Source organism: Burkholderia sp. 28_3, assembly GCF_003253915.1.
GTDB lineage: Bacteria > Pseudomonadota > Gammaproteobacteria > Burkholderiales > Burkholderiaceae > Burkholderia > Burkholderia cenocepacia.
The window spans coordinates 14,155-37,372 of record NZ_QKZF01000019.1 but is presented as its reverse complement, the minus strand read 5'-3'; the positions used below and the strand labels follow the sequence as shown (position 1 = coordinate 37,372).

Here is a 23,218-nt window from a genome sequence, read left to right as displayed (position 1 = left end):
GCACGCGCATCGCGGGGGTTTCCTTTTTTGGGTTGCCGGTTCGCCGCGCCATCGTGCGCGCGGAGCCGCGTCACTTCTGCAGCAATGCCTTCAGGCTCGCGAGCCGGTCCTTCGGCGACATCGGCGCCTCTTCCGGCGTCGGCGGCGGCGCTTCGTCGAGCCCCATCTCCGGGATGAAGCGCGACGGTTCGCACACGACCGTCTCGCGCGCCCGCTTGCGCTTCTTGCACCAGTTCAGGTGCAGGCTGCGCTGCGCACGGGTGATCGCGACGTACATCAGCCGGCGCTCCTCCTCGATCCGCTCGTTGTCGATCGGGCCGTCGTCCTCGCTGCCGCCGCGGTGCGGCATGATGCCTTCCTCGACGCCGACCAGGAACACGTGCGGATACTCGAGCCCCTTCGACGCATGGACGGTCGACAGCCGCACGGCGTCCGGGTCCTCGTCCTTGCCCTCGAGCATCGACATCAGCGCGACGGTCTGGATCAGGCCGAGCAGGTTCTTGCCCGTGTCGGCGAGCCCGTCCGCGTTGTGGAAACCGTCGGCCTCGCCGTCGACGGCCTCCGTCTCGGGCTTCGTGCCCTTGCGCTTCAGCCATTCGAGGAATTCGAGCACGTTCTGCCACTTCGACTGCGCCTGCCGCTCGTCGAACGCGTCGTACAGGTACGCCTCGTAGTGGATCGCCTCCATCATGTCGTCGAGCACGACGGTCGCGGGCTCCTTGTCCGCGCGCTCGGTCAGGCGCTGGATGAAGTCGCAGAACATCCGCAGCGGTTCGACCTGGCGCGCCGACAGCCGCGCCTCGATCCCGCCCATGTACACGGCCTCGAACAGCGACACCTTCGCCTGCCCCGCGAACGAGCCGAGCGCTTCCAGCGTCGTGTTGCCGATGCCGCGGCGCGGCGTGGTGACCGCGCGGATGAACGCGGGATCGTCGTCGGCGTTCGCGATCAGCCGCAGGTACGCGCACAGATCCTTGATCTCGGCCTTGTCGAAGAACGACTGGCCGCCCGACAGCACGTACGGAATCCGCTCGCGCCGCAGCACCTGCTCGAAGATGCGCGCCTGGAAGTTGCCGCGGTACAGGATCGCGTAGTCGCGGAACTGCGCGCGCCGCTCGAACTTGTGGGCGGACAGCCGGAACACGACCGATTCGGCCTCGTGTTCCTCGTCGTTGCACGCCGTGACGGTGATCGAATCGCCCATCCCGTGCTCGGACCACAGCTTCTTCTCGAACAGCTTCGGGTTGTTCGCGATCACGTTGTTCGCGGCGGTCAGGATCCGCACCGTCGACCGGTAGTTCTGCTCGAGCTTGATCACGTGCAGCTTCGGGAAATCCTTGCCGAGCTGCGCGAGGTTCTCGAGCGTCGCGCCGCGCCAGCCGTAGATCGCCTGGTCGTCGTCGCCGACCGCCGTGAATGCGGCGCGCGGGCCCGCGAGCTGCTTCAGCAGCTCGTACTGGCACGCGTTGGTGTCCTGGTATTCGTCGATCAGCAGGTAGCGCAGCTTGTTCTGCCAGCGGTCGCGCACCTGCTCGTTCTTCGCGAACAGCTCGGCCGGCAGGCGGATCAGGTCGTCGAAGTCGACCGCCTGGTACGCGTGGAGCGTCGCCACGTAGTTGCGGTAGACCAGCGCGGCCTGGTGTTCGTCCTCGTTCGCCGCGATCGCCATCGCCTCGTCGGGCATGATCAGGCCGTTCTTCCACAGCGAGATGATGCTCTGGATCTTGCGGATCAGCCCTTTGTCGGTCGTGCCGAGCTGCTCCTGGATCATCCCGAAGCAGTCGTCCGAATCCATGATCGAGAACTGCGGCTTCAGGCCGACGTGCTCGGCCTCCTGGCGCAGGATCTGCACACCCAGCGAATGGAACGTGCAGACGGTGAGCTGGTTGACGGGCACCTTGCGGCCTTCCTTGCCCGGCGTGGTCAGCGTCTTGCCTTCCAGCAGCTTCGACACACGCTCGCGCATTTCGGCCGCCGCCTTGTTCGTGAACGTGACGGCGGCGATGTGGCGCGGCTCGAAACCTTTCGCTTCGATCAGGTGCGCGATCTTCTGCGTGATCACGCGGGTCTTGCCGCTGCCCGCGCCGGCGAGCACGAGACAGGGACCGTCGAGGTAGCGCACCGCTTCGTTCTGAGCGGGATTGAGGCCTGCTGACATGATGGCGGATGGTGTTGCGGGTTGACGGCGGAACGCCGGGAGGATGCCGTGCGCGGCAGGCTGGCGAAGCAGGCGGACACGCAGGCAGGACGCGCATGTTAACACGTCGGCGGCGGGTATTTCGGGCGCGCCGCCGGACGGGGCGCGCAGGCTTGCCGGGCGGGCGCCCCCCGTCCGTTCGGCGTTGTCGTGGCCGTCCGTTCGGCCAATCGGGCCCGGTCCGCGCCGTGATCGGACACAATACGCACTCCGCTGGCGCCACCCGCGCCGGCCCGCTTCAATGCGTTTCAACCACCGCCGGATCGACCTCATGGGATACCCGTTCGCCACCGCCGCCCTCGGCCCGCTGCTGTTCGCGCAAGGGCGCTACGTGCGCCGCGTCACGCCGCGGCTGCCCGAAGCGGCCGGGCCGCGCGACGGCTCAGTCGGCGACGGCCCGCCGCTGCGCGTGCTGGTGGTCGGCGATTCGGCCGCCGCGGGGGTCGGCGTCGCGACGCAGCACGACGCGCTCGCCGGGCAACTGGCGAGCGCGCTGGCGGCCACGCACCGAGTGCGCTGGAAACTGCTCGCGCGCACCGGCCTGACCACGCGCGAGCTCGTCGACTGGCTCGCCGCCGAGCCGGCCGAGCCGTTCGACGTGGCCGTGACGTCGCTCGGCGTCAACGACGTGACGGGCGGCGTGCCGCCCGCACGCTGGCTCGCGCAGCAGACCGAGCTGGTGCGGCTGCTCGCCGCGCGTTTCCAGGTCGGGCACGCGATCCTGTCGGCGGTGCCGCCGATGGAGCGCTTCCCGGCGCTGCCGCAGCCGCTCGCGTGGTATCTGGGGCGGCGCGCGAAACGGCTCAACACGGCGCTCGCCGGCTGGGCGGGCGCGCAGCCGCACTGCACGTTCCTGCGGGTCGACCTGCCGCTCGAACGGCACCTGATGGCCGCCGACGGCTTCCACCCCGGCGCAGCCGCCTGCGCGGTGTGGGCCGCGCAGGTTGCGGCTGCGGTGCGGCAGCGGATGGACGGATGATGCGGCACATGCCGAGGCCGGTTGGCCGCCCCGGCTCACCGGGCGGGGTGCCGGGTGCCGGGTGCCAAGAGCCAAGAGCCGGGTGCCGCGCGTTCGACAGTCGCACCGCGCGCCCCCGCTCCTGCGCAAAATGCCGGTATTCCTTGCGCAAGCGTCGCATCGCTCCGTGCATTTCGCCCGACGCGTCTGTGCAAGCGGCAGCGCCATGCCAAAATAGCCGGTCGTCTTCGCGCCGCTCCGGCGCGCCATCCTTTAGTTTCCTTCGCAGCCAGGAATTGCCATGTCGTCATTGCTCAGGATTGGTTTGATGGGTTTCGGTTTCGCCGGCGCGACGTTCCACGCGCCCGTGATCGCCACGAGCGGCCGCACTGAAGTCGCCGCGATCGCGACGGGCCAGGGGGAACGCGCGCAGGCCGCCTATCCGGGCGCGCGCATCGTCCCCGACCTCGACACGCTGCTCGGCCTCGACGATATCGAATGCGTGGTGATCGCCACGCCGAACGACACCCATTTCGCGCTCGCGCGCCAGGTGCTCGAAGCCGGCCGCCACGTAGTGGTCGACAAGCCCGTCACGCTCACCGCCGACGAGGCGCTCGCGCTCGCGCGGCTCGCGAACGCGCGCAGCCGGCTGTTCGCGCCGTTCCACAACCGCCGCTGGGACGGCGATTTCCTCACCGTGCGCCGCATCGTCGAATCGGGCGAGCTCGGCCGCCTCACGTACTTCGCGTCGCACTTCGACCGCTTCCGGCCGACGCCGCGCACGCGCTGGCGCGAGGAGCCGGCCCGCGGCGGCGGCCTGCTGCTCGACCTCGGCCCGCACCTGATCGACCAGGCCCTCGCGCTGTTCGGCACGCCGGAAACGGTGAGCGCCACCGTCAAGACGCGCCGCGACCACGGTACGGCGCCCGATTTCGTGCACCTGCTGCTCGGCTATCCGGACAAGGACGTCGCGCTGCATGCGAGCGCGCTGTCGGCGATCGAACCCGCGCGCTTCACGCTGCACGGCACGCGCGGCAGCTACCAGAAGTTCGGGCTCGACACGCAGGAAGACCAGCTCAAGGCCGGCCTCACCGCGGACGACGTCGAATTCGGCGGCGGCAACCCGCCCGGCCTGCTGCGCGTGCTCGACGGCGACGTCGAGGTCGAGCGGCCGGTGCCGACGCTCGACGGCCAGTACGCGGAGTTCTACCGCGCGCTCGCCGCGTCGATCCGCGACGGCGCGCCGTTCCCCGTCACCGCACAGGACGCGGTCGACGTGATGACGATCATCGAGCTCGCCGCGCAGAGCGAACACGACGGCCGCCGGGTGCCGTTCGTGCGTCGCCCGGTCTGACGCCGCCGGCCGGGTCGGTGCCGACCCGGCCGCCCTCCCGCGCCACACGCCCGCGGCAGCGCTGCCTCTTCCTCCCTGCGCCGCCCGCCCGCTCGGCGCCGAACATTCCGTTACAAATGGTGCGGGAACGAAAGTCAGCGGTCGTTCGGTCTGACGCGTTTCTCAAAAAGTCGATCCGACACCCATCCGTCAGGAGAATGTGATGCAACGGTTGATTCGCGCAGCGGCATGCTGCGTCCTGGTTTCCTCGCTCGCGGCGTGTATCGTGCAGCCGCAGCGGCCGGCCCGGCAGGCGCCCCCGCCGCGACCGAATCCGCAGGTCGTCGCGAACGACCGCATGCAGGAGGTCCAGGGACGGATCGACAACCTGCATCGCCGGATCGACGCGCGCGTGAACGGCGGCTACTACCCGCCGCCCTATGGCGCGCAGCTGCACCATCGCCTCGACGTGATCCGCCAGGAAGCGAACGACATGTCGGCCCAGCACAACGGCGGCCTGTCCGGCGACGAGCAGCGCGTGCTGAACCAGGAACTCGACACGGCCGCGCGCGCGATCGGCGAGTAACGCGCCGGCACCTGCCGGCGCGGATGAAGCGGCGGCGCCGGCCGCCGCCGCTTGTCGCGAAGCGACATTCTTTTGCTCAAATTGACAATGCCCACCTGCTCGCGTACAGTCGCCCGCACGCGTCGGGAGAGCGTGTGACCGGGTTGTTCCGACACCGGTTGCGCCGCCGAAGGGGCACACCCGCAAACTCTCAGGCAAAAGGACCGACCGCGTCGGGAAACCGCATCCGCGCACCGCGCGAGCAATACGTTTCCCGCACTCTGGAGAGCGGCAGTAGCCCGCAGCGCATTGGCTGCGCGGGCAGGCTGCCCACCGAAGGGGCGCGCGTTCGCCGGGCTTGGCCCGCAGCGCAATCTCTCAGGTATCGAGGACAGAGGGGCATGTACCGGATCGCGTGAGGCCATCGGCCGCGGCGGTCGGCACATGGCCGTTCTGATCCGCGCGCAAGCGCCTTGCCTGAGGCCTCGATGACTGCACTGAATCACACCCCGCTCAACGCCGCGCACCGCGCGCTCAATGCCCGCATGGTCGACTTCGGCGGCTGGGACATGCCCGTCAACTACGGCTCGCAGATCGAAGAACACGCTGCCGTGCGCACCGACGCCGGCATGTTCGACGTGTCGCACATGTGCGTCGTCGATTTCACCGGCAGCCGCGTGCGCGCGTTCTTCGAGCATGCGATCGCGAACAACGTCGGCAAGCTCAAGACGCCCGGCAAGGCACTCTACTCGTGCCTGCTCAACCCGCAGGGCGGCGTCATCGACGATCTGATCGTCTACTACTTCACCGAAGAATTCTTCCGCGTGGTCGTCAACGCCGGCACCGCCGAGAAAGACATCGCGTGGTTCAACCAGCTGAACGAGCAAGGCGGCTACGGCCTGACGATCGCGCCGCGCCGCGATTTCGCGATCGTCGCCGTCCAGGGTCCGAACGCCCGCGAAAAGGTCTGGGCGACGGTGCCTTCCGCCCGCGCCGCCACCAGCGAACTCAAGCCGTTCAACGCCGCGCAGGTCGCCGGCACGCCGTTCGGCGATCTCACCATCGCCCGCACCGGCTATACCGGCGAAGACGGCTTCGAAGTGATCGTCCCGGCCGCGCACGTCGAAGTGCTGTGGAATGCGCTGCAGCAACACGGCGTGCGTCCGTGCGGGCTCGGCGCGCGCGACACGCTGCGCCTCGAGGCCGGCATGAACCTGTACGGCCAGGACATGGACGACACCGTCTCTCCGCTCGACGCGGGCCTCGCATGGACCGTCGACCTCGCCGCGCCGCGCGACTTCGTCGGCCGCGCCGCACTCGAAGCCAACGGCACGCGCGCCGCGTTCGTCGGCCTGATCCTGCAGAAGGAAAACGGCAAGGCGGGCGGCGTGCTGCGCGCGCACCAGAAGGTCGTCACGCCGCACGGCGAAGGCGAGATCACGAGCGGCACGTTCTCGCCGTCGATGCAGGAATCGATCGCGTTCGCGCGGGTGCCGGCGGCCGTCCAGATCGGCGACACCGTCCAGGTGCAAATTCGAGACAAGAATCTTCCCGCGCGCGTGGTAAAACTGCCGTTCGTGCGCAACGGCAAGGTCCTCGCTGCGTAACGACCGAGAAGCGGCCGCGGGGCCGCCTCCCGGCAAGCCGGGAGATGGCGCCCGGCGCAACCCTATCCGGCGTGCCATGGCGGCGCGCCAGCAGAACGAACACACCCTTTTATCCAGGAGCATCCGATGAGCAACGTCCCGGCCGAGCTGAAATACACCGACGAACACGAGTGGATCCGCACCGAGGCGGACGGCACGCTGACGGTCGGCATCACCGATCACGCGCAGAGCACGCTCGGCGACATCGTCTTCCTCGAGCTGCCCGAAGTCGGCAAGTCGGTGAACGCGGGCGACGCCGTCGGCGTCGTCGAATCGGTGAAGGCGGCCTCCGACATCTACTCGCCGGTGTCCGGCGAGATCGTCGCCATCAACGAAGCAGCCACCGATGCGCCGGAAGAAGTGAACGGCGATGCGTACGGCGTGTGGCTCTTCAAGATCAAGCTCGCGGCCGGCGCGGCGACCGACAAGCTGATCGACGCCGACGCCTACAGCAAGCTGATCGACTAATTTCCCTACCCGAACCGCGCGGCGCCGGCCTCGGCGCGCGCGGGACCAGAGTCACGCCATGAAGCTCGAACACCCGGACCGCCTGATGAACCGCACGCCCCTCTCGCTCGCCGTGCTCGAAACGCACGACGCGTTCGCCGAACGCCACATCGGCCCCGACGCCGCCAGCCAGCAGGCCATGCTCGACACGCTCGGCTTCGCGTCGCGCGCCGCCCTGATCGACGCCGTGATCCCGGCCTCGATCCGCCGCGCCGAAACGCTGCCGCTCGGCCCGTTCGCACAGCCGAAGAGCGAGGCCGAAGCCCTCGCCGCGCTGCGTGCGCTCGCGGACAAGAACCAGGTGTTCCGCTCCTATATCGGCCAGGGTTATCACGACACGCACACGCCGGCCGTGATCCTGCGCAACGTGCTCGAAAACCCGGCGTGGTACACGGCCTACACGCCGTACCAGCCCGAAATTTCCCAGGGCCGCCTCGAGGCGCTCCTGAACTTCCAGCAGATGGTGGCCGACCTCACGGGCCTCGCGATCTCGAACGCGTCGCTGCTGGATGAAGCGACGGCCGCGGCCGAAGCGATGACGCTGCTGCAGCGTACCGGCAAGCCGAAGTCGAACGTGTTCTACGTGGCCGACGATGTGCTGCCGCAAACGCTCGAAGTGATCCGCACGCGCGCGCTGCCGATCGGCATCGAAGTCAAGACGGGCCCGGCGGCCGACGCCGCGCAGGCGAACGCGTTCGGCGTGCTGCTGCAATACCCGGGCGTGAACGGCGACGTGCGCGACTACCGCGCGCTCACCGAGGCGATCCACGCGGCCGGCGGCCACGTGGTCGTCGCGGCCGACCTGCTCGCGCTCACCGTGCTGACGCCGCCCGGCGAATGGGGCGCGGACGTCGCGGTCGGCAACACGCAGCGCTTCGGCGTGCCGATGGGCTTCGGCGGCCCGCACGCCGCTTACATGGCCGTGCGCGACGAATTCAAGCGCCAGATGCCGGGCCGCCTCGTCGGCGTGACGGTCGACGCGCAGGGCAAGCCCGCGCTGCGCCTCGCGCTGCAGACGCGCGAACAGCACATCCGCCGCGAAAAGGCGACGTCGAACGTGTGTACCGCACAGGCGCTGCTCGCGATCATGGCCAGCATGTACGCGGTCTACCACGGCCCGCACGGCCTGAAGACGATCGCGCTGCGCGTGAACCGCATCGCGGCGCTGTTCGCCGCCGGCGTGAAACAGCTCGGCTTCGCGACCGTCAACGACACGTTCTTCGACACGCTGACGATCGACACCGGCGCGCGCACCGCGCAGGTCCACGAATTCGCGAAGGCGAAGCGCATCAACCTGCGCCGCGTGAGCGCCACGCAAGTCGGCGTATCGGTCGACGAAACGACGACGCGCGACGATCTCGCCGACCTGCTCGACGTGTTCGCGCAGGCCGCGGGCGGCACCGCGCCGGCCGTCGATGCGCTGGACGCGGGCCTCGCCGGCGTCGCCGCGCTGCCGGCCGGCCTCGAGCGCACGAGCGCGTACCTGACGCACCACGTGTTCAACCGCCACCATTCCGAAACCGAAATGCTGCGCTACCTGCGCAGCCTGTCGGACAAGGATCTCGCGCTCGACCGCTCGATGATCCCGCTCGGCTCGTGCACGATGAAGCTGAACGCGACGTCGGAAATGCTGCCCGTCACGTGGCCCGAGTTCGGCCGGATCCACCCGTTCGCCCCGGCCGAGCAGACCGTCGGCTACCGCGAGATGATCGACCAGCTCGAGCAGATGCTCGTCGCGGCCACCGGCTACGCGGCCGTGTCGCTGCAGCCGAACGCGGGCTCGCAGGGCGAGTACGCGGGTCTCTTGATCATCCACGCGTACCACGCATCGCGCGGCGAAGGCCATCGCGACGTGTGCCTGATCCCGGCGTCCGCGCACGGCACGAACCCGGCGTCCGCGCACATGGCCGGCATGAAGGTCGTGGTCGTCGCCTGCGACGCGCAGGGCAACGTCGACATCGCCGACCTGAAGGCGAAGGCCGAACAGCACTCGAAGGACCTCGCGGCGATCATGATCACGTACCCGTCAACGCACGGCGTGTTCGAGCAGAACGTCCGCGAGATCTGCGAAATCGTCCATGCGCACGGCGGCCAGGTGTACGTCGACGGCGCGAACATGAATGCGATGGTCGGCCTGACCGCGCCGGGCCAGTTCGGCGGCGACGTGTCGCACCTGAACCTGCACAAGACCTTCTGCATCCCGCACGGCGGCGGCGGCCCGGGCGTCGGCCCGGTCGCGGTCGGCGCGCACCTCGCGAAGTTCCTGCCGAACCAGCGCTCGACCGGCTACGCACGCACGGAAGACGGCATCGGCGCGGTGTCGGCCGCGCCGTACGGCTCGGCGTCGATCCTGCCGATCTCGTGGATGTACATCGCGATGATGGGCGCGAAGAACCTGACCGCCGCGACGGAAACCGCGATCCTCAATGCGAACTACATCGCGAAGCGCCTCGCGCCGCATTACCCGGTGCTGTATTCGGGCCCGGGCGGGCTCGTCGCGCACGAGTGCATTCTCGACCTGCGTCCGATCAAGGAAACGAGCGGCATCAGCGTCGACGACGTCGCGAAGCGCCTGATGGACTACGGCTTCCACGCGCCGACGATGAGCTTCCCGGTGCCGGGCACGCTGATGGTCGAGCCGACCGAATCGGAATCGCAGGAAGAGCTCGACCGCTTCATCGCCGCGATGATCGCGATCCGCGAGGAAATCCGCGCGGTCGAGGAAGGCCGCGCCGATCGCGAGGACAACCCGCTGCGTCACGCACCGCACACGGCGGCCGTCGTCACCGCGAACGAATGGCCGCACGCGTACTCGCGCGAGCAGGCCGCGTACCCGGTCGCATCGCTCGGCACGAACAAGTACTGGCCGCCGGTCGGCCGTGCGGACAACGCGTACGGCGACCGCAACCTGTTCTGCTCGTGCGTGCCGATGTCGGACTACGCATAACGCGCGCCAGGCCCGGAGCCGACCAATGGTGACCGCACCGCACGCAACCCGGGGTTGCGTGCGGTTTTTGCGTTCGCCGGGCCGACCGGTTCACGTTCATCCGCCAATCCGGCTAACATCACACGCGATCCAGCCAATGAAGGAGTTCCGCATGGTGCGTCCGATGTTTCCGGGCCATGGTGCAACCGAGCGGCGGCCGCGCATCCGCGCAGGCCGCTACGTGCCGATGCTCGTCGCGTCGCTGTCGCTGGCCGCCGCCGGCCTCGGCGTCGCCGGCAGTGCGCGCGCGGCGATGAATTTCTGCGCGGCGCCGGCGCTGCAGACGAGCGAGACGACGCAGGCCGAGCCGGGCGTGCAGGCGCTGATCCGCAGCGTCGACGCGCGCATCGGCGAGCAGCCGAAAGCGATGGCGCGCGTGCACACCGAGGGCACGCTGCCGCACGAAGGCATCTACGACCAGAGCGCGGCCGCGCTCAAGGACATGGACCTGATGCGCGACGCGGCGCTCGCGTGGCGCGTGACGAACGCGCCGCGCTACCTGCAACTCGTCGACCGCTTCCTGTCCGCGTGGGTCTCGACCTACCAGCCGAGCTTCAACCCGATCGACGAGACGCGCTTCGAGAGCCTGATCGTAGCGTACGACATGACCGCGAGCGCGTTGCCGGTGAAAACGCGCAACGCGACGGCCGCGTTCATCGCGAAGCTCGGCGCCGGCTATGTCGCGCAGGTCGACGCGCAGAAGCGCCCGCTCACCGGCACCTGGCGCAACAACTGGCAGAGCCACCGGATCAAGCTGATCGCGCTGTCCGCGTTCACGCTCGGCGACCGCAAGATGATGAACGCCGCGCAGCGGCTGTTCGTCGAGCATCTCGCCGACAACATCGGCCCGGACGGCAAGACCTGGGATTTCGAGGAACGCGATGCGCTGCATTACGCGGTCTACGATCTGCAGCCGCTGGTAACGGCCGCGCTCGCCGCGCGCCGCTTCAACCGCAACTGGCTGCGCGAGCGCGGCGCGAATGGCGCGACGCTCGCGGCCGCGCTCGACTGGCTCGTGCCGTATGCGCTCGGCGAGAAGACGCACGAGGAATTCGTGAATTCACCGGTGCCGTTCGACGCGAAGCGCCGCGAGGCCGGCTTGCCGGGTTACACGGGGCAGTGGGACCCGAAAAACGCCACCGAACTCTTTCATCTGGCCGCGCGGCTCGACGGGCGCTATGCCCGCGTCGCGCAGCAGCTTTCCCCAACGCCGCCCGCATGGCTCGCCGCGTGCCTGCCATTGCAGGCGCGCTAGCATCATTCTTATCGCAAGGCAGGTATCGAAATGGCAGTCAGCGTGTTTGACCTCTTCAAGATCGGCATCGGTCCGTCCAGTTCGCACACGGTCGGACCGATGCGCGCGGCGCTGATGTTCGTCCAGGGCCTCGAGCGCGACGGGTTGCTCGACGCGACGGCCCACGTGAAGGTCGAGCTGTACGGTTCGCTCGGCGCCACCGGCAAGGGCCACGGCACCGACCGCGGCGTGATGCTCGGCCTGCTCGGCGACGCGCCCGACACCGTCGATCCCGACACGATCGACGCGCGACTCGAAGACGTCCGCAAGACGAAGCAACTCGCGCTGCTCGGCACGCATCCGGTGCCGTTCGTGCTGAAGGACAACATCGCGTTCTACCGCCAGGCGCTGCCCGAACATCCGAACGGGATGAAGCTGCGCGCGAGCGACGCGAACGGCGTGGTGCTGGTCGAGCGCACTTATCTGTCGGTCGGCGGCGGCTTCGTCGTGACGGCGGGCGCGCCGAACACCAAGGTGCTGAGCGCGGCCGAGCAGATGACGCATCCGTTCCGCACCGGCGCGGAGCTGCTCGCGCTGACCGCGTCGACCGGCAAGTCGATCGCGCAACTGATGTGGGAAAACGAGCGCGCGTGGCACACCGAGGAAGAAACGCGCGACGGGCTACTGAAGATCTGGGCCGTGATGCAGTCGTGCGTGTCGCGCGGCTGCGGGATCGGCAACCCGGACGCCGACGGCAACCTGCCCGGCCCGTTCCAGGTCAAGCGCCGCGCGCCGCAGCTGTACCGCACGCTGACGGGCAGCCCTGAGCGCGCGCTGCAGGACCCGCTGTCGATGATCGACTGGATCAACCTGTACGCGATCGCGGTCAACGAGGAAAACGCGGCTGGCGGCCGCGTCGTCACCGCGCCGACCAACGGCGCGGCCGGCATCATCCCGGCGGTGCTGCACTACTACACGCGCTTCACGCCCGGTGCGAACGAACAGGGCGTGATCGATTTCCTGCTGACGGCCGCCGCGATCGGCATCCTGTACAAGCTCAACGCGTCGATCTCCGGCGCGGAAGTCGGTTGCCAGGGCGAAGTGGGCGTCGCGTGCTCGATGGCCGCGGGCGCACTCGCGGCCGTGCTCGGCGGCTCGCCGCAGCAGGTCGAGAACGCGGCCGAGATCGGGATGGAGCACAACCTCGGCCTGACCTGCGACCCGGTGGGCGGGATGGTGCAGATCCCGTGCATCGAACGCAACGCGATGGCGTCGGTGAAAGCCGTCAACGCGGCGCGCATGGCGCTGCGCGGCGACGGCTCGCACTACGTGTCGCTCGACTCCGTGATCAAGACGATGCGCGAGACGGGCGCCGACATGAAGACCAAGTACAAGGAAACGTCGCGCGGCGGGCTGGCGGTGAATATCGTCGAGTGCTGATGCCCGACCGGCGGTAGTGCGGAGTGGATCGATACCCTGCATTGCCGCCGGACATGGCGCCCGACGCTAATCGTTCAGCCAGTTCTCCAGTCGCAATCCCGGATAGCTGACGAAATCGCGCTCGTTGTTGGTGACAAGGACGACATCGAGCGACACCGCATGCGCGGCAATCAGTTTGTCGAGGTGATCCTTCTTCCGCTCGCGGGTGGCCTCGCGAACCGGGCCATACGCTTGCGCGGCAGCCGCGTCGAAAGGCGCGACGGGAATATCCTCGATCAATGCGGCGAGATGGCGGCGCTCCCGCGCGGGATTCACACAAGCGGTCAGGCCGTACTCGAGCTCCGCATAGGTGATCGCCGACATGACGACGTCGCCCGTGTAGCACCGCGCAAACCGTCTCGCGACCTGCTCAGGCTGATTTTTCATCAGATAGATACACATATTGGTGTCGAGCATGAAGCGCGGCATCACAAACCCTCGCGTTCGGCCTGCTCGTGGTCGCCACGCCCATCGGCCATGAAGTCCGGCCCGAATTTCGCGAACTTCGCCAGTACCTGAGTCAAAGGCCGCCGCATCGGCCGAATGCGGATTTCGTCACCGACGCGCTCAATTTCCAGTTCGATATCGCTGCGCTCATAGGCAAGGTCCGCAGGAATTCGCACGGCCTGCGAGTTGCCGTTCCTGAATACCCTCGTGGTATGCATGTTGATCTCCGTCCGGATGTACTCTGTATGTACATTATCCGATGCGGGCCGAGATGTAAATCCATGTGTGTACATAACAGTCTTCCTTGGCTGACGAGCCGGCAATGCATACGCGCATCACGGCCACTGCCGTCGCGCATGCAGCGCCCGGAGAACCTCCACGATGCCCCCGGCCGGCCGAATGCGGTACACGAGTACATCGTTCAGCACGATCACCCACTCGCGTGGGCCGGTAACGCCCCCGCCCTTTCTTCCAGCAGTTCGTCGAGTTCGAGCGCGGCCAGCGGGTCGTCCTCGGCGCTGTATTCCATGATCGCGGCGCGATCCTCGTACGCCTTCGAGTTTCAGTGCAGCGCGAGCGTCAAGAAGCATCCCCGCGCCTGCCCGCGAGTCGCTCACGCGGCGCCGCGCGGCGCGGCGCGAAGTCGGTGCTGACTTCGGCGTCCGGAATCGACGCACGCGGGTCGTCCCCTCTTTCGGATCGAGACAAGCGTCAGCCCGCCATCCGTAGCGCTCACTTTCCGCTCTCCCACAAGCGTGCACAAGCTGGCCGGATGGCCAACCGAAGCCGGCGCGCACTCGCCCACCCACCGGTCCGACACTTTTCACCGGCCGGCATACCGGCGGCCGGCCATCCGGCGTAAGCTGTACGTCCCGCTACCCAGGGAGACGGCAGCCCATGTCGCATTCCAAGGATCTCGAGCCGCGCACCACCACCGGTGCGCGACTGCTCGTCGATGCGTTGCTCGCCAATCACGTCGAACGCGTGTTCTGCGTGCCGGGCGAGAGTTTCCTCGCCGTGCTCGATGCGCTCGCGGACGACACTGCCCGCATCCAGACGGTCGTCTGTCGCCACGAGGCGGCCGCCGCGAACATGGCCGAAGCGGTCGGCAAGCTGACCGGCCGCCCGGGCATCGCGTTCGTCACGCGCGGGCCCGGCGCGACCCATGCGTCGATCGGCGTGCACACCGCGTTCCAGGATTCGACGCCGATGATCCTGTTCGTCGGCCAGTGCGCACGCGAACACCTCGACCGCGAAGCCTTCCAGGAAATCGACTACCGCCGGATGTTCGGCCAGATGGCGAAATGGGTCGCGCAGATCGACGACCCGCGCCGCATCCCCGAATACCTGAGCCATGCGTTCCACGTCGCGACGTCCGGCCGGCCCGGCCCGGTCGTGCTCGCGTTGCCGGAGGACGTGCTGTCCGACGCGTGCGCGCCGCAGCCCGTCGTGCCGGCCGCGAAACGCATCGCGGCGGCGCCGTCGGCCGCGCAGCTCGACGAGCTGCGCGAGCGGCTCGCGCGCGCGGAACGACCGTTCGCGATCGTCGGCGGCAGCGGCTGGACGCCGGACGCGTGCGCGAACCTGCGCACCTTCGTCGAACGCTGGCAATTGCCGGTCGCGTGCGCGTTCCGCTTCCAGGACACGATCGACAACGCGCACCCGAACTACGCGGGCGACGTCGGGCTCGGGATCAACCCCGCGCTCGCGAAACGCATCCGCGACGCCGACCTGCTGCTCGTGATCGGGCCGCGCCTCGGCGAAGCAACGACCGGCGGCTACACGCTGCTCGACATCCCGAAGACGCGCCAGACGCTGATCCACGTGCATCAGGGCGCGGACGAACTCGGCCGCGTGTACGCCGCCGACCTGCCGATCGTGTCGGGCATGCCCGAGATCGCCGCGCCGCTGGCCGCGCTCGAACCGCCGGAACGGCCCGCGTGGGCCGGCGCGGCCGCCGACGCGCACCGCGCATACCGCGAATGGCATGCGCCGCTGCCGATGCCCGGCGACGTGCAGCTCGGCGACGTGATGGTGCAGTTGCGCGAGCGCCTGCCGCACGACGCGATCCTGACCAACGGCGCGGGCAACTATGCGATCTGGCTGCATCGCCACTTCGCGTACCGGCACTACCGGTCGCAGCTCGCGCCGACGAGCGGCGCGATGGGCTACGGGCTGCCGGCCGCGCTCGCCGCGAAGTCGCTGTATCCGCAGCGCGCCGTCGTCGCGCTCGCGGGCGACGGCTGCTTCATGATGGCCGGCAACGAGCTCGCGACCGCGATGCAATACGGGCTGAACATCGTCGCGATCGTCGTCAACAACGGCCATTTCGGCACGATCCGCATGCATCAGGAGCGTAACTACCCGGGCCGCGTGCACGGCACGGGGCTCACGAATCCGGATTTCGCCGCGTATGCGCGTGCGTTCGGCGCGCATGGCGAGACGGTCGAGCGCACCGCCGATTTCGCGCCCGCGCTCGAACGCGCGTTGACCTGCGGGCTGCCCGCGGTGATCGAGATCCGCATCCCGCAGGACGCCAGCACACCCGCCGCGACGCTCGAGCAGATCCGCGAGCAGGGCCGCCGCGCGCGCGGCGCATGACGTCGGGCGACATGCACGCCACCCCGCCCGTCGCCGCGCTGTCGCACGACGGCGCGCTGACCTGCCCCGGCACGCTGCTCGCGCCCGACGGCACGCTCGTCGCGCCGTACGACCTCGAGCAGGGCGACGCGCGCACCGAAGGCCATGTAGCGGCCGCGCCCGCGCTCGGCCTGCGGCACGCCGCGTCCCGACCGTTCCGGCTCGACTACGGCGCGGCGCGGCACGTGCACGTGATCAACGGAATGGGCGTCACGCTCGGTGATTCGGTGATCGGGATGACGGCCCTCGCCGCGTTGCGGGATGCCCATCCGGGCCTGCGCTTCACGCTGTACCGGCCGGCGCGCGCACCGCGCTATGTCGATGCGCTGTACGCGCTCGCGGCCGACGTCGTCGCGCCGTCGCGCGCGCTGCCGTACCCCGCCGAAGCGCTGGCCACGGAGACGCACTGCATCGACGTCGGCAATCACCTGTACTGGCCCGCGTTCGCGCAACTGCCGATGATCGACTTTTTCCTCGACGCGCTCGGCGTCGATCCGGCCGCCGTGCCGGCCGCCGCGAAGCGCAACCGCTGGCTCGCGCGGCTGCCGTTGCCCGCACTGCCGGCCGAATGGCAGCGGCCGTACGTGCTGTTCTGCCCGAGTGCGAGCACCGCGGTGCGCAGCGTGCCGCCCGCGCTGCGCGTCGCGTTCGTGGATCGGCTCGCGCAGCGTTACGGATTGCCGGTAGTCGGCTTCGGTCCGCTCGCGCATCCGGCTTACGTGGATGTGAGCAGCGACGCGGCCGACACCGCGCGCTTCATCGCCTGGATCAAGGGCGCGAGCCTGCTGTTCGCGCCGGACACGGCGGCCCTGCATCTCGCCGACGGTTTCGACGTGCCGACGCTCGCATGCTTCACGACGATCGGCCCGGCGCTGCGCGTGCGCGACTATCCGCATTGCGTGCCCGTCACGCTCGACGTGCCGGCCGCATTGCACGGGCTGCATCGCAGCGAGCGGCCGGACGATCTGGCGGCGGTCGAAGCCGCTTACCGCGCAATCGACTGGGACGCGCTCGCGTGGCCCGCACCGCGCGACGTGACTGCACAGGCCATCTGAGCGAAGCCTGCGCAGCGGCGGGCGGAACGATCAAGCCAGTAGCGGCACGCCCACCGCGTCAGCACCACTGCCGCCCGCCTTCCCGCCAAGCCCCTCACGCGCGATCGCGCAGCGTCTCCGACGGCCGCTTGCCGAACAGGCGCCGGTAATCGGTCGCGAACTGGCTGAGATGCCAGAAACCCCACGCCTCCGCGACGTCCTGCACCGACCCCGCCGCGCGCCCGCACAGGTCGCGCCGCGCGCCGTTCAGCCGCAGCGTGCGCAGGTAGGTCGCGGGCGCCATGCCGAGCACGTCCTGGAAACAGTACTGCAGCGTGCGCCGGCTCACGTGCAGCTGCTCGCACAGCTCGGGCACGCCGACCGGGCGCGTGCGGTGCGCGAGCACGTAGTCGCGCGCCTGGTCGACGAGCCAGCGGCGCGTCGACGGCGCGCCGCCGCTGCCGTCGTCGGCCGGCTGCGCGCAGGCATCGAACAGCGCGGCCAGCACTTCGGCCTGCAGGTCGTCGCGCTGCGCATCGGGCAGCGGGCCGGCCATCGCCACCGCGCCGTCGAGCCGGCGGCCGAGCAGCGCGCACAGCCGCGCGAGCCGCGCATCGCCGACCTGCATCACGCGCTGCGTGAACAACCGCTCGTCGAGCGCGCGGCGCTCGACGTCCTCGGCATAGCGGCGCAGCACGTCGCCGCGCACGACGACGCCGTAGATCGAGAACTGCGCGGGCGTCACCAGTTCGAATTCGACGTTGCCGGGCCGGAATGCGAGCGCGCCGGGGCCGATGCGGCACGCATCGACGCGCGCCGAGCCGTCGCACACGAGCGGAATGCCGAACCAGTACGCATCGCCGCGCACTTCGCACGCCTGGCGCAGCAGATGGCTGGTCGATTCGCGAAACAGCTTCATCGTGTCGAGCGGCAGCTCGGTCAGCGTGCCGACGAAGCGGCCGGCGGCGAGCTGGTCGTAGGTCTGCCGCCAGCCGATCAGGTTGCGCGCCTGCTCGTCCGCATCGTGCGCGACGCTGACGACGGCCTGCCCGGCGAACGCATCGTCGCCCTGCGCGCTGCGCCGCGTGTCTTCGGCGGTCGGTTCTTCCGTACTCACCACGTGTTGATCCATCGTGTCCTCCCTCACCTGCGCGGAACCCTGCGTGCCACGCAAGTCCCGTGCCGAACCGCACGGCCCGGCGAGCAACCCGCCATTCCACGCTGTCCGGCCGCCGCGCGCCATGCGGGCGCACCCGAAGGCGGCATGCCGCGCACGCCGCCGGTGCGATCCGCGCGGCGACCGCGCATGCGCGCCGCCGCCCGCGCCCGGATGCCGGCTACCGGGCCGGCTTCAGCCGCACGACCCGCGTGCCGCAATTGCCGTATGCGTGCGCGATCGCCAGCTCGACGATCGCGCTGCCCGCCGCCCACGGCGCCGCGTCCGCTTCCGGCAGATCGGCGCGCAGCGTGGCGCGACCGTTGATCCGGTAGCGCAGGCCGCGCACGAAATCGACGAACAGCAATCCGACGCCGCTGCCGTCGCAGGCGGCCGCGTCGATCCGGCCGCCGTCGCCGCCATGCGCGGCGGGCAACGCGAACCGCAGCGTCTTCGTGTCGATCACGCGTACCACCGGCAGCAGATCGCCGTTCGCGTCGCATCGGCTCTGCACGATGTCGCAGGTCATCGACGCACCCGCGCCGGATGCCATGCCGACGAACATGAACGGCTGCGATTCGACGAACTGCCGCACGCCGAGGCTCAACCGCGTCGTCACGGCGTCGCTCATCCGCTCGGCTTCGTCGGCGACGCCGAAGCGGTGTTGCGCGTCGAGTTCGCCCGGATGAAATACCGGGTGACGGGGAAAGGATCGGGGCGGTTCTGCCATGCTGGGGGTCGTCGTATGCATCGGCGCGCCGTACCGCCGCGCATGCGCGGCGGTCGGCAGCGTGGCCGGCGCCGGCCGCCAACAACGCAGCCCGCGCCGACTGTCGAACAGGGAAATCGAACCGGGCGACGTACGGGGCCCAACCGGCCCCCGACACGTCGCGCCGGCGTCGGCGATCAGAAGAACCCGAGCGCCTCGGCCTGGTAGCTGACCAGCAGGCACTTCGTCTGCTGATAGTTCGACAGCGCCATCTTGTGCGTCTCGCGGCCGATCCCCGACTGCTTGTAGCCGCCGAACGCCGCATGCGCGGGGTACAGGTGGTAGCAGTTGGTCCACACGCGGCCGGCCTCGACCTCGCGGCCCATCCGGTACGCACGCGTGCCGTTGCGCGTCCACACGCCGGCGCCGAGCCCGTAGAACGTGTCGTTCGCGAGTTCGATCGCTTCCTGCTCGTCCTTGAACGTCATCACCGACGCGACCGGCCCGAAGATCTCCTCCTGGAACACGCGCATCTTGTTGTTGCCGAGCAGCATCGTCGGCTTCACGTAGTAGCCCGTGCCGAGGTCGGCGGCCGGCGCCGCGCGCTCGCCGCCCGTCAGGCATTGCGCGCCTTCGCCGCGGCCGATGTCGATGTACGACAGGATCTTGTCGAGCTGCTGCTGCGACGCCTGCGCGCCGATCATCGTCTGCAGGTCGAGCGGGTGGCCGGACTTGATGCGCTCGACGCGCGCGACGGCCTTCTCGATGAAGCGTTCGTAGATCGATTCCTGGATCAGGATCCGCGACGGGCACGTGCACACCTCGCCCTGGTTCAGCGCGAACATCGCGAGCCCTTCGAGCGCCTTGTCGAGGAACGCGTCGTCCTGGTCGAGCACGTCGGCGAAGAAGATGTTCGGGCTCTTGCCGCCCAGCTCGACCGTCGACGGGATCAGGCTGTTGGCCGCCGCGCGCAGGATGTGCTTGCCGACCGGGGTCGAGCCCGTGAACGCGATCTTCGCGATCCGCTTGCTGGTCGCGAGCGCTTCGCCCGCTTCCTTGCCGAAGCCGTTCACGATGTTGATCGTGCCGGCCGGGAACAGGTCGCCGATCAGCTCCATCAGCACGAGCACCGACGCGGGCGTCTGCTCGGCCGGCTTCATCACCACGCAGCAGCCGGCCGCGAGCGCCGGCGCGAGCTTCCACGCGGCCATCAGCAGCGGGAAGTTCCACGGGATGATCTGGCCGACCACGCCGAGCGGCTCGTGGAAGTGATACGCGACGGTGTTGTCGTCGATTTCGGAGATGCCGCCTTCCTGCGCGCGGATGCAGCCCGCGAAGTAGCGGAAGTGGTCGATCGCGAGCGGCAGGTCGGCCGCCATCGTCTCGCGCAGCGGCTTGCCGTTGTCGATCGTCTCGGCCACGGCCAGCAGCTTCAGGTTCTTTTCCATCCGGTCGGCGGCGGCGAGCAGCAGGTTCGCGCGCTCGGCGACGGACGTCTTGCCCCACTTGCGGCGCGCGGCATGCGCGGCATCGAGCGCCAGCTCGATGTCGTCGGCGCCGGAGCGCGGGATGCGGCAGAACGGCTGGCCGTTGATCGGCGACACGTTCTCGAAATACTCGCCCTTCACGGGCGCCACCCACTTGCCGCCGATGTAGTTGTCGTATTGCTGACGGTACGGGTATTCGACGTCGAGGCCCAGTTGCTTCAGGTCAAACGGGTTCATACATGTCTCCTGTTCATCGTGCTTGTGTGAGTACAGCGCCGGTTGGAATGCGCTGGTCCCGTTTACGCAACATGCGTGCCAAACGGACCGGGGGCACGTCGATCGCGGCCGGCCCGTGTTCGCACCGTGCGGTGTTCACGCACGCAACACGGCGGGTGTACCGATTCTGAACACCGCTATTGCGCAGCGACGGGATCGCTGTTCGGAATTTCCACAGTGCGCGCAGGGGCGCTGCCCGTGGAGGCGCGCCGCCGCGCGTGGCATGTCGCTTGCGTGCGGATCACCGATCCCCACGCCACGGCGCACGCGCCGACCGACACCATGAACGATCGCGGCCCCCTGACCGACGACGCCATCGCATTCATCCGCGAGCAGGCTTTCCTGATCGTCGCGACCGCCGACGCGGCCGGCAACGCCGACTGTTCGTACCGCGGCCGCCAGCCGCGCGCCGACGGCTCGTTCACGCCGCTCGTCGATATCCCGGATCGCCGCACGCTGGTGTTGCCCGATTTCGCGGGCAACAACCTGCTCAACACGATCGGCAACCTGCTCGTGAATCCGGCCATCGCGCTGCTGTTCGTCGATTTCGTGCGCCAGACGACCTGGCTCGTGCAGGGCCACGCGACGCTCGACGAGGATGCGCAAGCGCGCGCGCACCTGTGGCCGGACGCGTTGCGCTATCTGGTGATCGATGTGGAACGTGCGCAGGCGCGCGCGGATGCGGCGCTGCCGCCGCTCGTGCTGGCGTGATGCGCGACGGGTGACGCGCTGGCCAGCCAACCATGCGGGCACGGCGGCTGCATCGACCGAAATGCCGATGTGCCGATGTGCCGATGTGCCGATGTGCCGATGTGCCGATGTGCCGATGTGCCGATGTGCCAACGCGTCGAAGTACCGACGCGTCGACGCGTCGCGATGCAACACTCACCGCCCGTGCGTCTCCGCGCAGGCCGGCTCGATCCGGCTGCGCGCCGACGCATCGGCGGGCGCGCGGCCGTCCGCATCGTCGCCCGTTTCATCGGCGGCCGGCCGCAGGCCGAGAAACCCGAACACCACCACCGCGCACAGCACGGTGACGACGGCCAGCCCCATCAGCAGCCGGTCGAACGCGTGCGTGTAGCTCGCGATCAACGCTGCCCGACCGACGCCCGGCAACGCGGCCGCCGCGCCCGCGAGATCGCCGGTCGCGAGCCGCGCGGCGGCCCGCAGCGTCGCATCCGGCGCATCGGCAGCACCGGCCGCCCCTGCCGCGTGCGCGAGCCCCGCTTGCGCGAGCGCGGCCAGTACCGCGCCGACGATCGCCAGCGCGATCCCCTCGCCGGCCACGCGCGTCGTGCTGAAAATGCCCGTCGCCATCCCCGCGCGCTCCTTCGGCACGACGCTCACCGACAGCCCGTCCATCAGCCCCCACGGCATGCCGGCGCCGACACCGATCGCGAGCATCGGCGCGATCGCCGCCGGCCCCGCGCCGCCGCGCAACGCGATTCCGAGCCACACGAGCCCGGCTGCCGCGACCAGCAGCCCGAGCCCTGAAATCACGCCGGCCGACAGCCAGCGCGTGAGCGTCGCCGCGACGAGCGGCACGACCAGCATCGGCGCGGAAATCGCGAGCATCAGCCAGCCGGCGTCGATCTCGCTGAAACCGTCGATACCGATGAAGCGCAGCGGCAGCACGACGAGCAGCACGATGTAGCAGCAGCAGGTCGACACCGGCAGCACCTGCACGCCGACGAAGCGCGCGATGCGAAACAGCGACAGGTCGAGCATCGGCCGCGCGACGCGCGTCTCGATCGTCACGAACGTGCACGCGCCGAGCGCCGCGCCGGCCAGGAGCGCGATCACGAGCGGGCTCGACCAGCCGCGCGCGGGCGCCTCGATCACGCCGAACGTGAACAGCGTCAGCGCGGTCGTGAACGCCGCCGTGCCGGGCCAGTCGAGCCCGGTCGCGTGCGGATCGCGCGACTCGTGCATGCGCGGCAGCCCGAACGCGAGCGACAGCACGCCGGCCACCGCGCTCGTCACGAAGATCGCGCGCCAGCCGTAATGCCCGATCAAACCGCCGGCGAGCACCGGCCCGAACGCGAGTCCGATCCCGAACGTCGTGCCGAGCAGGCTGAACGCGCGCGTGCGCGCCGCGCCGTCGAATTCCTGCGCGAGCGCGGCCGTGCCGCCGGCCAGCGCCGCGGCGGCGGCGAGCCCCTGCGCGGCGCGCAGCAAGTCGACCGCGAGCATCGACGGCGCGAACGCGAGCGCGACCGACATCAGCGTGAAGCCGCCGACGCCGATCGCGAACAGGCGCTTGCGGCCGAACTGGTCAGCCAGCGCGCCCGACGCCATCAGGAAGCTGCCGAACGCGAGCATGAACGCGTTGGTGATCCAGTTCATCGCGACCGGGCTGCCGTGCAGGTCGCGGCCGATCGCCGGCGTCGCGACCGCGCCGCCCGAAAACGACAGCGGCAGCGCGACGGCGGCCATGCAGACGGCGGCCAGCACCCACGCGCGCCGACGCGCCGCCAGGGCCGAAACGGCTGAAACAGGGTGATCCATCATCGCTCCTCGAAAAGCCGGCGCGGATGCGCCATCAGAGCGACAGACGATAAATC

The 23,218-nt window shown here is 69.5% G+C and carries 18 protein-coding genes, 1 pseudogene and 2 riboswitches; of the genes and pseudogenes, 11 read left to right on the top strand and 8 right to left on the bottom strand.

All coding sequences use genetic code 11. From position 1 onward, the window contains the following. Window positions 1-70: 70 nt before the first annotated feature. Window positions 71-2,158, bottom strand: a complete 2,088-nt coding sequence (locus DFS13_RS29550) for a UvrD-helicase domain-containing protein (RefSeq protein WP_034195655.1) — start codon at window positions 2,156-2,158, stop codon at window positions 71-73. 310 nt (window positions 2,159-2,468) lie between these two features. On the opposite strand from DFS13_RS29550, the gene DFS13_RS29545 reads away from it, so the two are divergent. The 8 genes from DFS13_RS29545 (at window position 2,469) to DFS13_RS29510 (ending at window position 12,866) form a co-directional block, all read left to right on the top strand. Then, complete coding sequence (locus tag DFS13_RS29545; protein ID WP_006496277.1) at window positions 2,469-3,176, top strand: SGNH/GDSL hydrolase family protein; 708 nt, start codon at window positions 2,469-2,471, stop codon at window positions 3,174-3,176. Window positions 3,177-3,456: 280 nt separating this feature from the next. Next, window positions 3,457-4,509 (top strand): oxidoreductase, encoded by a 1,053-nt coding sequence (locus DFS13_RS29540; protein WP_006485682.1) that lies wholly within the window; start codon window positions 3,457-3,459, stop codon window positions 4,507-4,509. 202 nt (window positions 4,510-4,711) lie between these two features. Beyond that, a complete protein-coding gene (locus DFS13_RS29535; RefSeq protein ID WP_006485676.1) occupies window positions 4,712-5,074 on the top strand; it encodes a hypothetical protein in 363 nt (120 codons plus the stop codon). Window positions 5,075-5,187: 113 nt separating this feature from the next. Then, window positions 5,188-5,291: riboswitch (glycine riboswitch) on the top strand. A gap of 33 nt (window positions 5,292-5,324) precedes the next feature. Next, window positions 5,325-5,458, top strand: a riboswitch (glycine riboswitch). Window positions 5,459-5,541: 83 nt separating this feature from the next. Beyond that, on the top strand, window positions 5,542-6,660 hold the full coding sequence (gcvT, locus tag DFS13_RS29530) for a glycine cleavage system aminomethyltransferase GcvT (protein WP_059721115.1): 1,119 nt from the start codon (window positions 5,542-5,544) through the stop codon (window positions 6,658-6,660). 126 nt (window positions 6,661-6,786) lie between these two features. Beyond that, window positions 6,787-7,167 carry a glycine cleavage system protein GcvH gene (gcvH, locus tag DFS13_RS29525; protein ID WP_111442458.1) on the top strand — a complete coding sequence of 127 codons (381 nt, stop codon included), beginning with the start codon at window positions 6,787-6,789 and terminating at the stop codon, window positions 7,165-7,167. Between the two features lie 58 nt (window positions 7,168-7,225). Next, window positions 7,226-10,153 (top strand): aminomethyl-transferring glycine dehydrogenase, encoded by a 2,928-nt coding sequence (gene gcvP / locus DFS13_RS29520; RefSeq protein ID WP_111442457.1) that lies wholly within the window; start codon window positions 7,226-7,228, stop codon window positions 10,151-10,153. 151 nt (window positions 10,154-10,304) lie between these two features. Further along, window positions 10,305-11,447: an alginate lyase family protein gene (locus tag DFS13_RS29515; RefSeq protein WP_111442456.1), complete on the top strand. Its 1,143-nt coding sequence runs from the start codon at window positions 10,305-10,307 to the stop codon at window positions 11,445-11,447. A gap of 30 nt (window positions 11,448-11,477) precedes the next feature. Further along, window positions 11,478-12,866, top strand: a complete 1,389-nt coding sequence (locus tag DFS13_RS29510; protein WP_111442455.1) for an L-serine ammonia-lyase — start codon at window positions 11,478-11,480, stop codon at window positions 12,864-12,866. 66 nt (window positions 12,867-12,932) lie between these two features. Here the strand turns inward: DFS13_RS29510 and DFS13_RS29505 are convergent, their stop codons facing one another. From DFS13_RS29505 to DFS13_RS41195, 3 genes and pseudogenes are all read right to left on the bottom strand, one after another. Next, window positions 12,933-13,334: a type II toxin-antitoxin system VapC family toxin gene (locus tag DFS13_RS29505; RefSeq protein ID WP_034201143.1), complete on the bottom strand. Its 402-nt coding sequence runs from the start codon at window positions 13,332-13,334 to the stop codon at window positions 12,933-12,935. Then, window positions 13,334-13,570, bottom strand: a complete 237-nt coding sequence (locus tag DFS13_RS29500; protein ID WP_034201144.1) for an antitoxin — start codon at window positions 13,568-13,570, stop codon at window positions 13,334-13,336. The genes DFS13_RS29505 and DFS13_RS29500 overlap by 1 nt, the downstream gene beginning before the upstream one ends. Before the next feature lie 117 nt (window positions 13,571-13,687). Next, a pseudogene (locus tag DFS13_RS41195) lies at window positions 13,688-13,881 on the bottom strand (hypothetical protein). A 368-nt stretch (window positions 13,882-14,249) separates the two neighbouring features. Here DFS13_RS41195 and DFS13_RS29490 point away from each other — a divergent pair. Further along, the gene (locus tag DFS13_RS29490; protein ID WP_059721116.1) at window positions 14,250-15,953 is read left to right on the top strand and encodes a thiamine pyrophosphate-binding protein; all 1,704 of its coding nucleotides are present in this window, start codon (window positions 14,250-14,252) and stop codon (window positions 15,951-15,953) included. Beyond that, entirely contained in the window at window positions 15,950-17,047 is a 1,098-nt protein-coding gene (locus tag DFS13_RS29485; protein WP_111442454.1) for a glycosyltransferase family 9 protein, read from the top strand. Before DFS13_RS29490 ends, DFS13_RS29485 begins: the two co-directional genes overlap by 4 nt. Window positions 17,048-17,141: 94 nt before the next feature. On the opposite strand, the gene DFS13_RS29480 is transcribed toward DFS13_RS29485, so the two are convergent. From DFS13_RS29480 to DFS13_RS29470, 3 genes are all read right to left on the bottom strand, one after another. Next, a complete protein-coding gene (locus DFS13_RS29480) occupies window positions 17,142-18,158 on the bottom strand; it encodes a helix-turn-helix domain-containing protein (RefSeq protein WP_006493582.1) in 1,017 nt (338 codons plus the stop codon). 205 nt (window positions 18,159-18,363) lie between these two features. Next, entirely contained in the window at window positions 18,364-18,912 is a 549-nt protein-coding gene (locus DFS13_RS29475; protein WP_111442453.1) for a hypothetical protein, read from the bottom strand. Between the two features lie 176 nt (window positions 18,913-19,088). Continuing rightward, a complete protein-coding gene (locus DFS13_RS29470; RefSeq protein ID WP_111442452.1) occupies window positions 19,089-20,615 on the bottom strand; it encodes an aldehyde dehydrogenase family protein in 1,527 nt (508 codons plus the stop codon). Window positions 20,616-20,936: 321 nt separating this feature from the next. Between DFS13_RS29470 and DFS13_RS29465 the strand changes: the two genes are divergently transcribed. Then, window positions 20,937-21,365 carry a pyridoxamine 5'-phosphate oxidase family protein gene (locus DFS13_RS29465; protein WP_111442476.1) on the top strand — a complete coding sequence of 143 codons (429 nt, stop codon included), beginning with the start codon at window positions 20,937-20,939 and terminating at the stop codon, window positions 21,363-21,365. A gap of 174 nt (window positions 21,366-21,539) precedes the next feature. Here DFS13_RS29465 and DFS13_RS29460 read toward each other — a convergent pair whose 3' ends face one another. After that, entirely contained in the window at window positions 21,540-23,162 is a 1,623-nt protein-coding gene (locus DFS13_RS29460) for an MFS transporter (protein ID WP_111442451.1), read from the bottom strand. Window positions 23,163-23,218: the final 56 nt, after the last annotated feature.

Excerpts from the sequence above, each read along its gene's own strand:
- DFS13_RS29500 (WP_034201144.1), bottom strand. The coding sequence starts at position 13,570 with ATGCATACCACGAGGGTATTCAGGAACGGCAACTCGCAGGCCGTGCGA.
- DFS13_RS29505 (WP_034201143.1), bottom strand. The coding sequence starts at position 13,334 with ATGCCGCGCTTCATGCTCGACACCAATATGTGTATCTATCTGATGAAA.
- DFS13_RS29485 (WP_111442454.1), top strand. The coding sequence starts at position 15,950 with ATGACGTCGGGCGACATGCACGCCACCCCGCCCGTCGCCGCGCTGTCG.
- DFS13_RS29475 (WP_111442453.1), bottom strand. The coding sequence starts at position 18,912 with ATGGCAGAACCGCCCCGATCCTTTCCCCGTCACCCGGTATTTCATCCG.
- DFS13_RS29510 (WP_111442455.1), top strand. The coding sequence starts at position 11,478 with ATGGCAGTCAGCGTGTTTGACCTCTTCAAGATCGGCATCGGTCCGTCC.
- gcvT (WP_059721115.1), top strand. The coding sequence starts at position 5,542 with ATGACTGCACTGAATCACACCCCGCTCAACGCCGCGCACCGCGCGCTC.
- DFS13_RS29490 (WP_059721116.1), top strand. The coding sequence starts at position 14,250 with ATGTCGCATTCCAAGGATCTCGAGCCGCGCACCACCACCGGTGCGCGA.
- DFS13_RS29465 (WP_111442476.1), top strand. The coding sequence starts at position 20,937 with ATGAACGATCGCGGCCCCCTGACCGACGACGCCATCGCATTCATCCGC.
- gcvP (WP_111442457.1), top strand. The coding sequence starts at position 7,226 with ATGAAGCTCGAACACCCGGACCGCCTGATGAACCGCACGCCCCTCTCG.
- DFS13_RS29515 (WP_111442456.1), top strand. The coding sequence starts at position 10,305 with ATGGTGCGTCCGATGTTTCCGGGCCATGGTGCAACCGAGCGGCGGCCG.
- gcvH (WP_111442458.1), top strand. The coding sequence starts at position 6,787 with ATGAGCAACGTCCCGGCCGAGCTGAAATACACCGACGAACACGAGTGG.
- DFS13_RS29535 (WP_006485676.1), top strand. The coding sequence starts at position 4,712 with ATGCAACGGTTGATTCGCGCAGCGGCATGCTGCGTCCTGGTTTCCTCG.
- DFS13_RS29460 (WP_111442451.1), bottom strand. The coding sequence starts at position 23,162 with ATGGATCACCCTGTTTCAGCCGTTTCGGCCCTGGCGGCGCGTCGGCGC.
- DFS13_RS29480 (WP_006493582.1), bottom strand. The coding sequence starts at position 18,158 with ATGGATCAACACGTGGTGAGTACGGAAGAACCGACCGCCGAAGACACG.
- DFS13_RS29545 (WP_006496277.1), top strand. The coding sequence starts at position 2,469 with ATGGGATACCCGTTCGCCACCGCCGCCCTCGGCCCGCTGCTGTTCGCG.
- DFS13_RS29550 (WP_034195655.1), bottom strand. The coding sequence starts at position 2,158 with ATGTCAGCAGGCCTCAATCCCGCTCAGAACGAAGCGGTGCGCTACCTC.
- DFS13_RS29470 (WP_111442452.1), bottom strand. The coding sequence starts at position 20,615 with ATGAACCCGTTTGACCTGAAGCAACTGGGCCTCGACGTCGAATACCCG.
- DFS13_RS29540 (WP_006485682.1), top strand. The coding sequence starts at position 3,457 with ATGTCGTCATTGCTCAGGATTGGTTTGATGGGTTTCGGTTTCGCCGGC.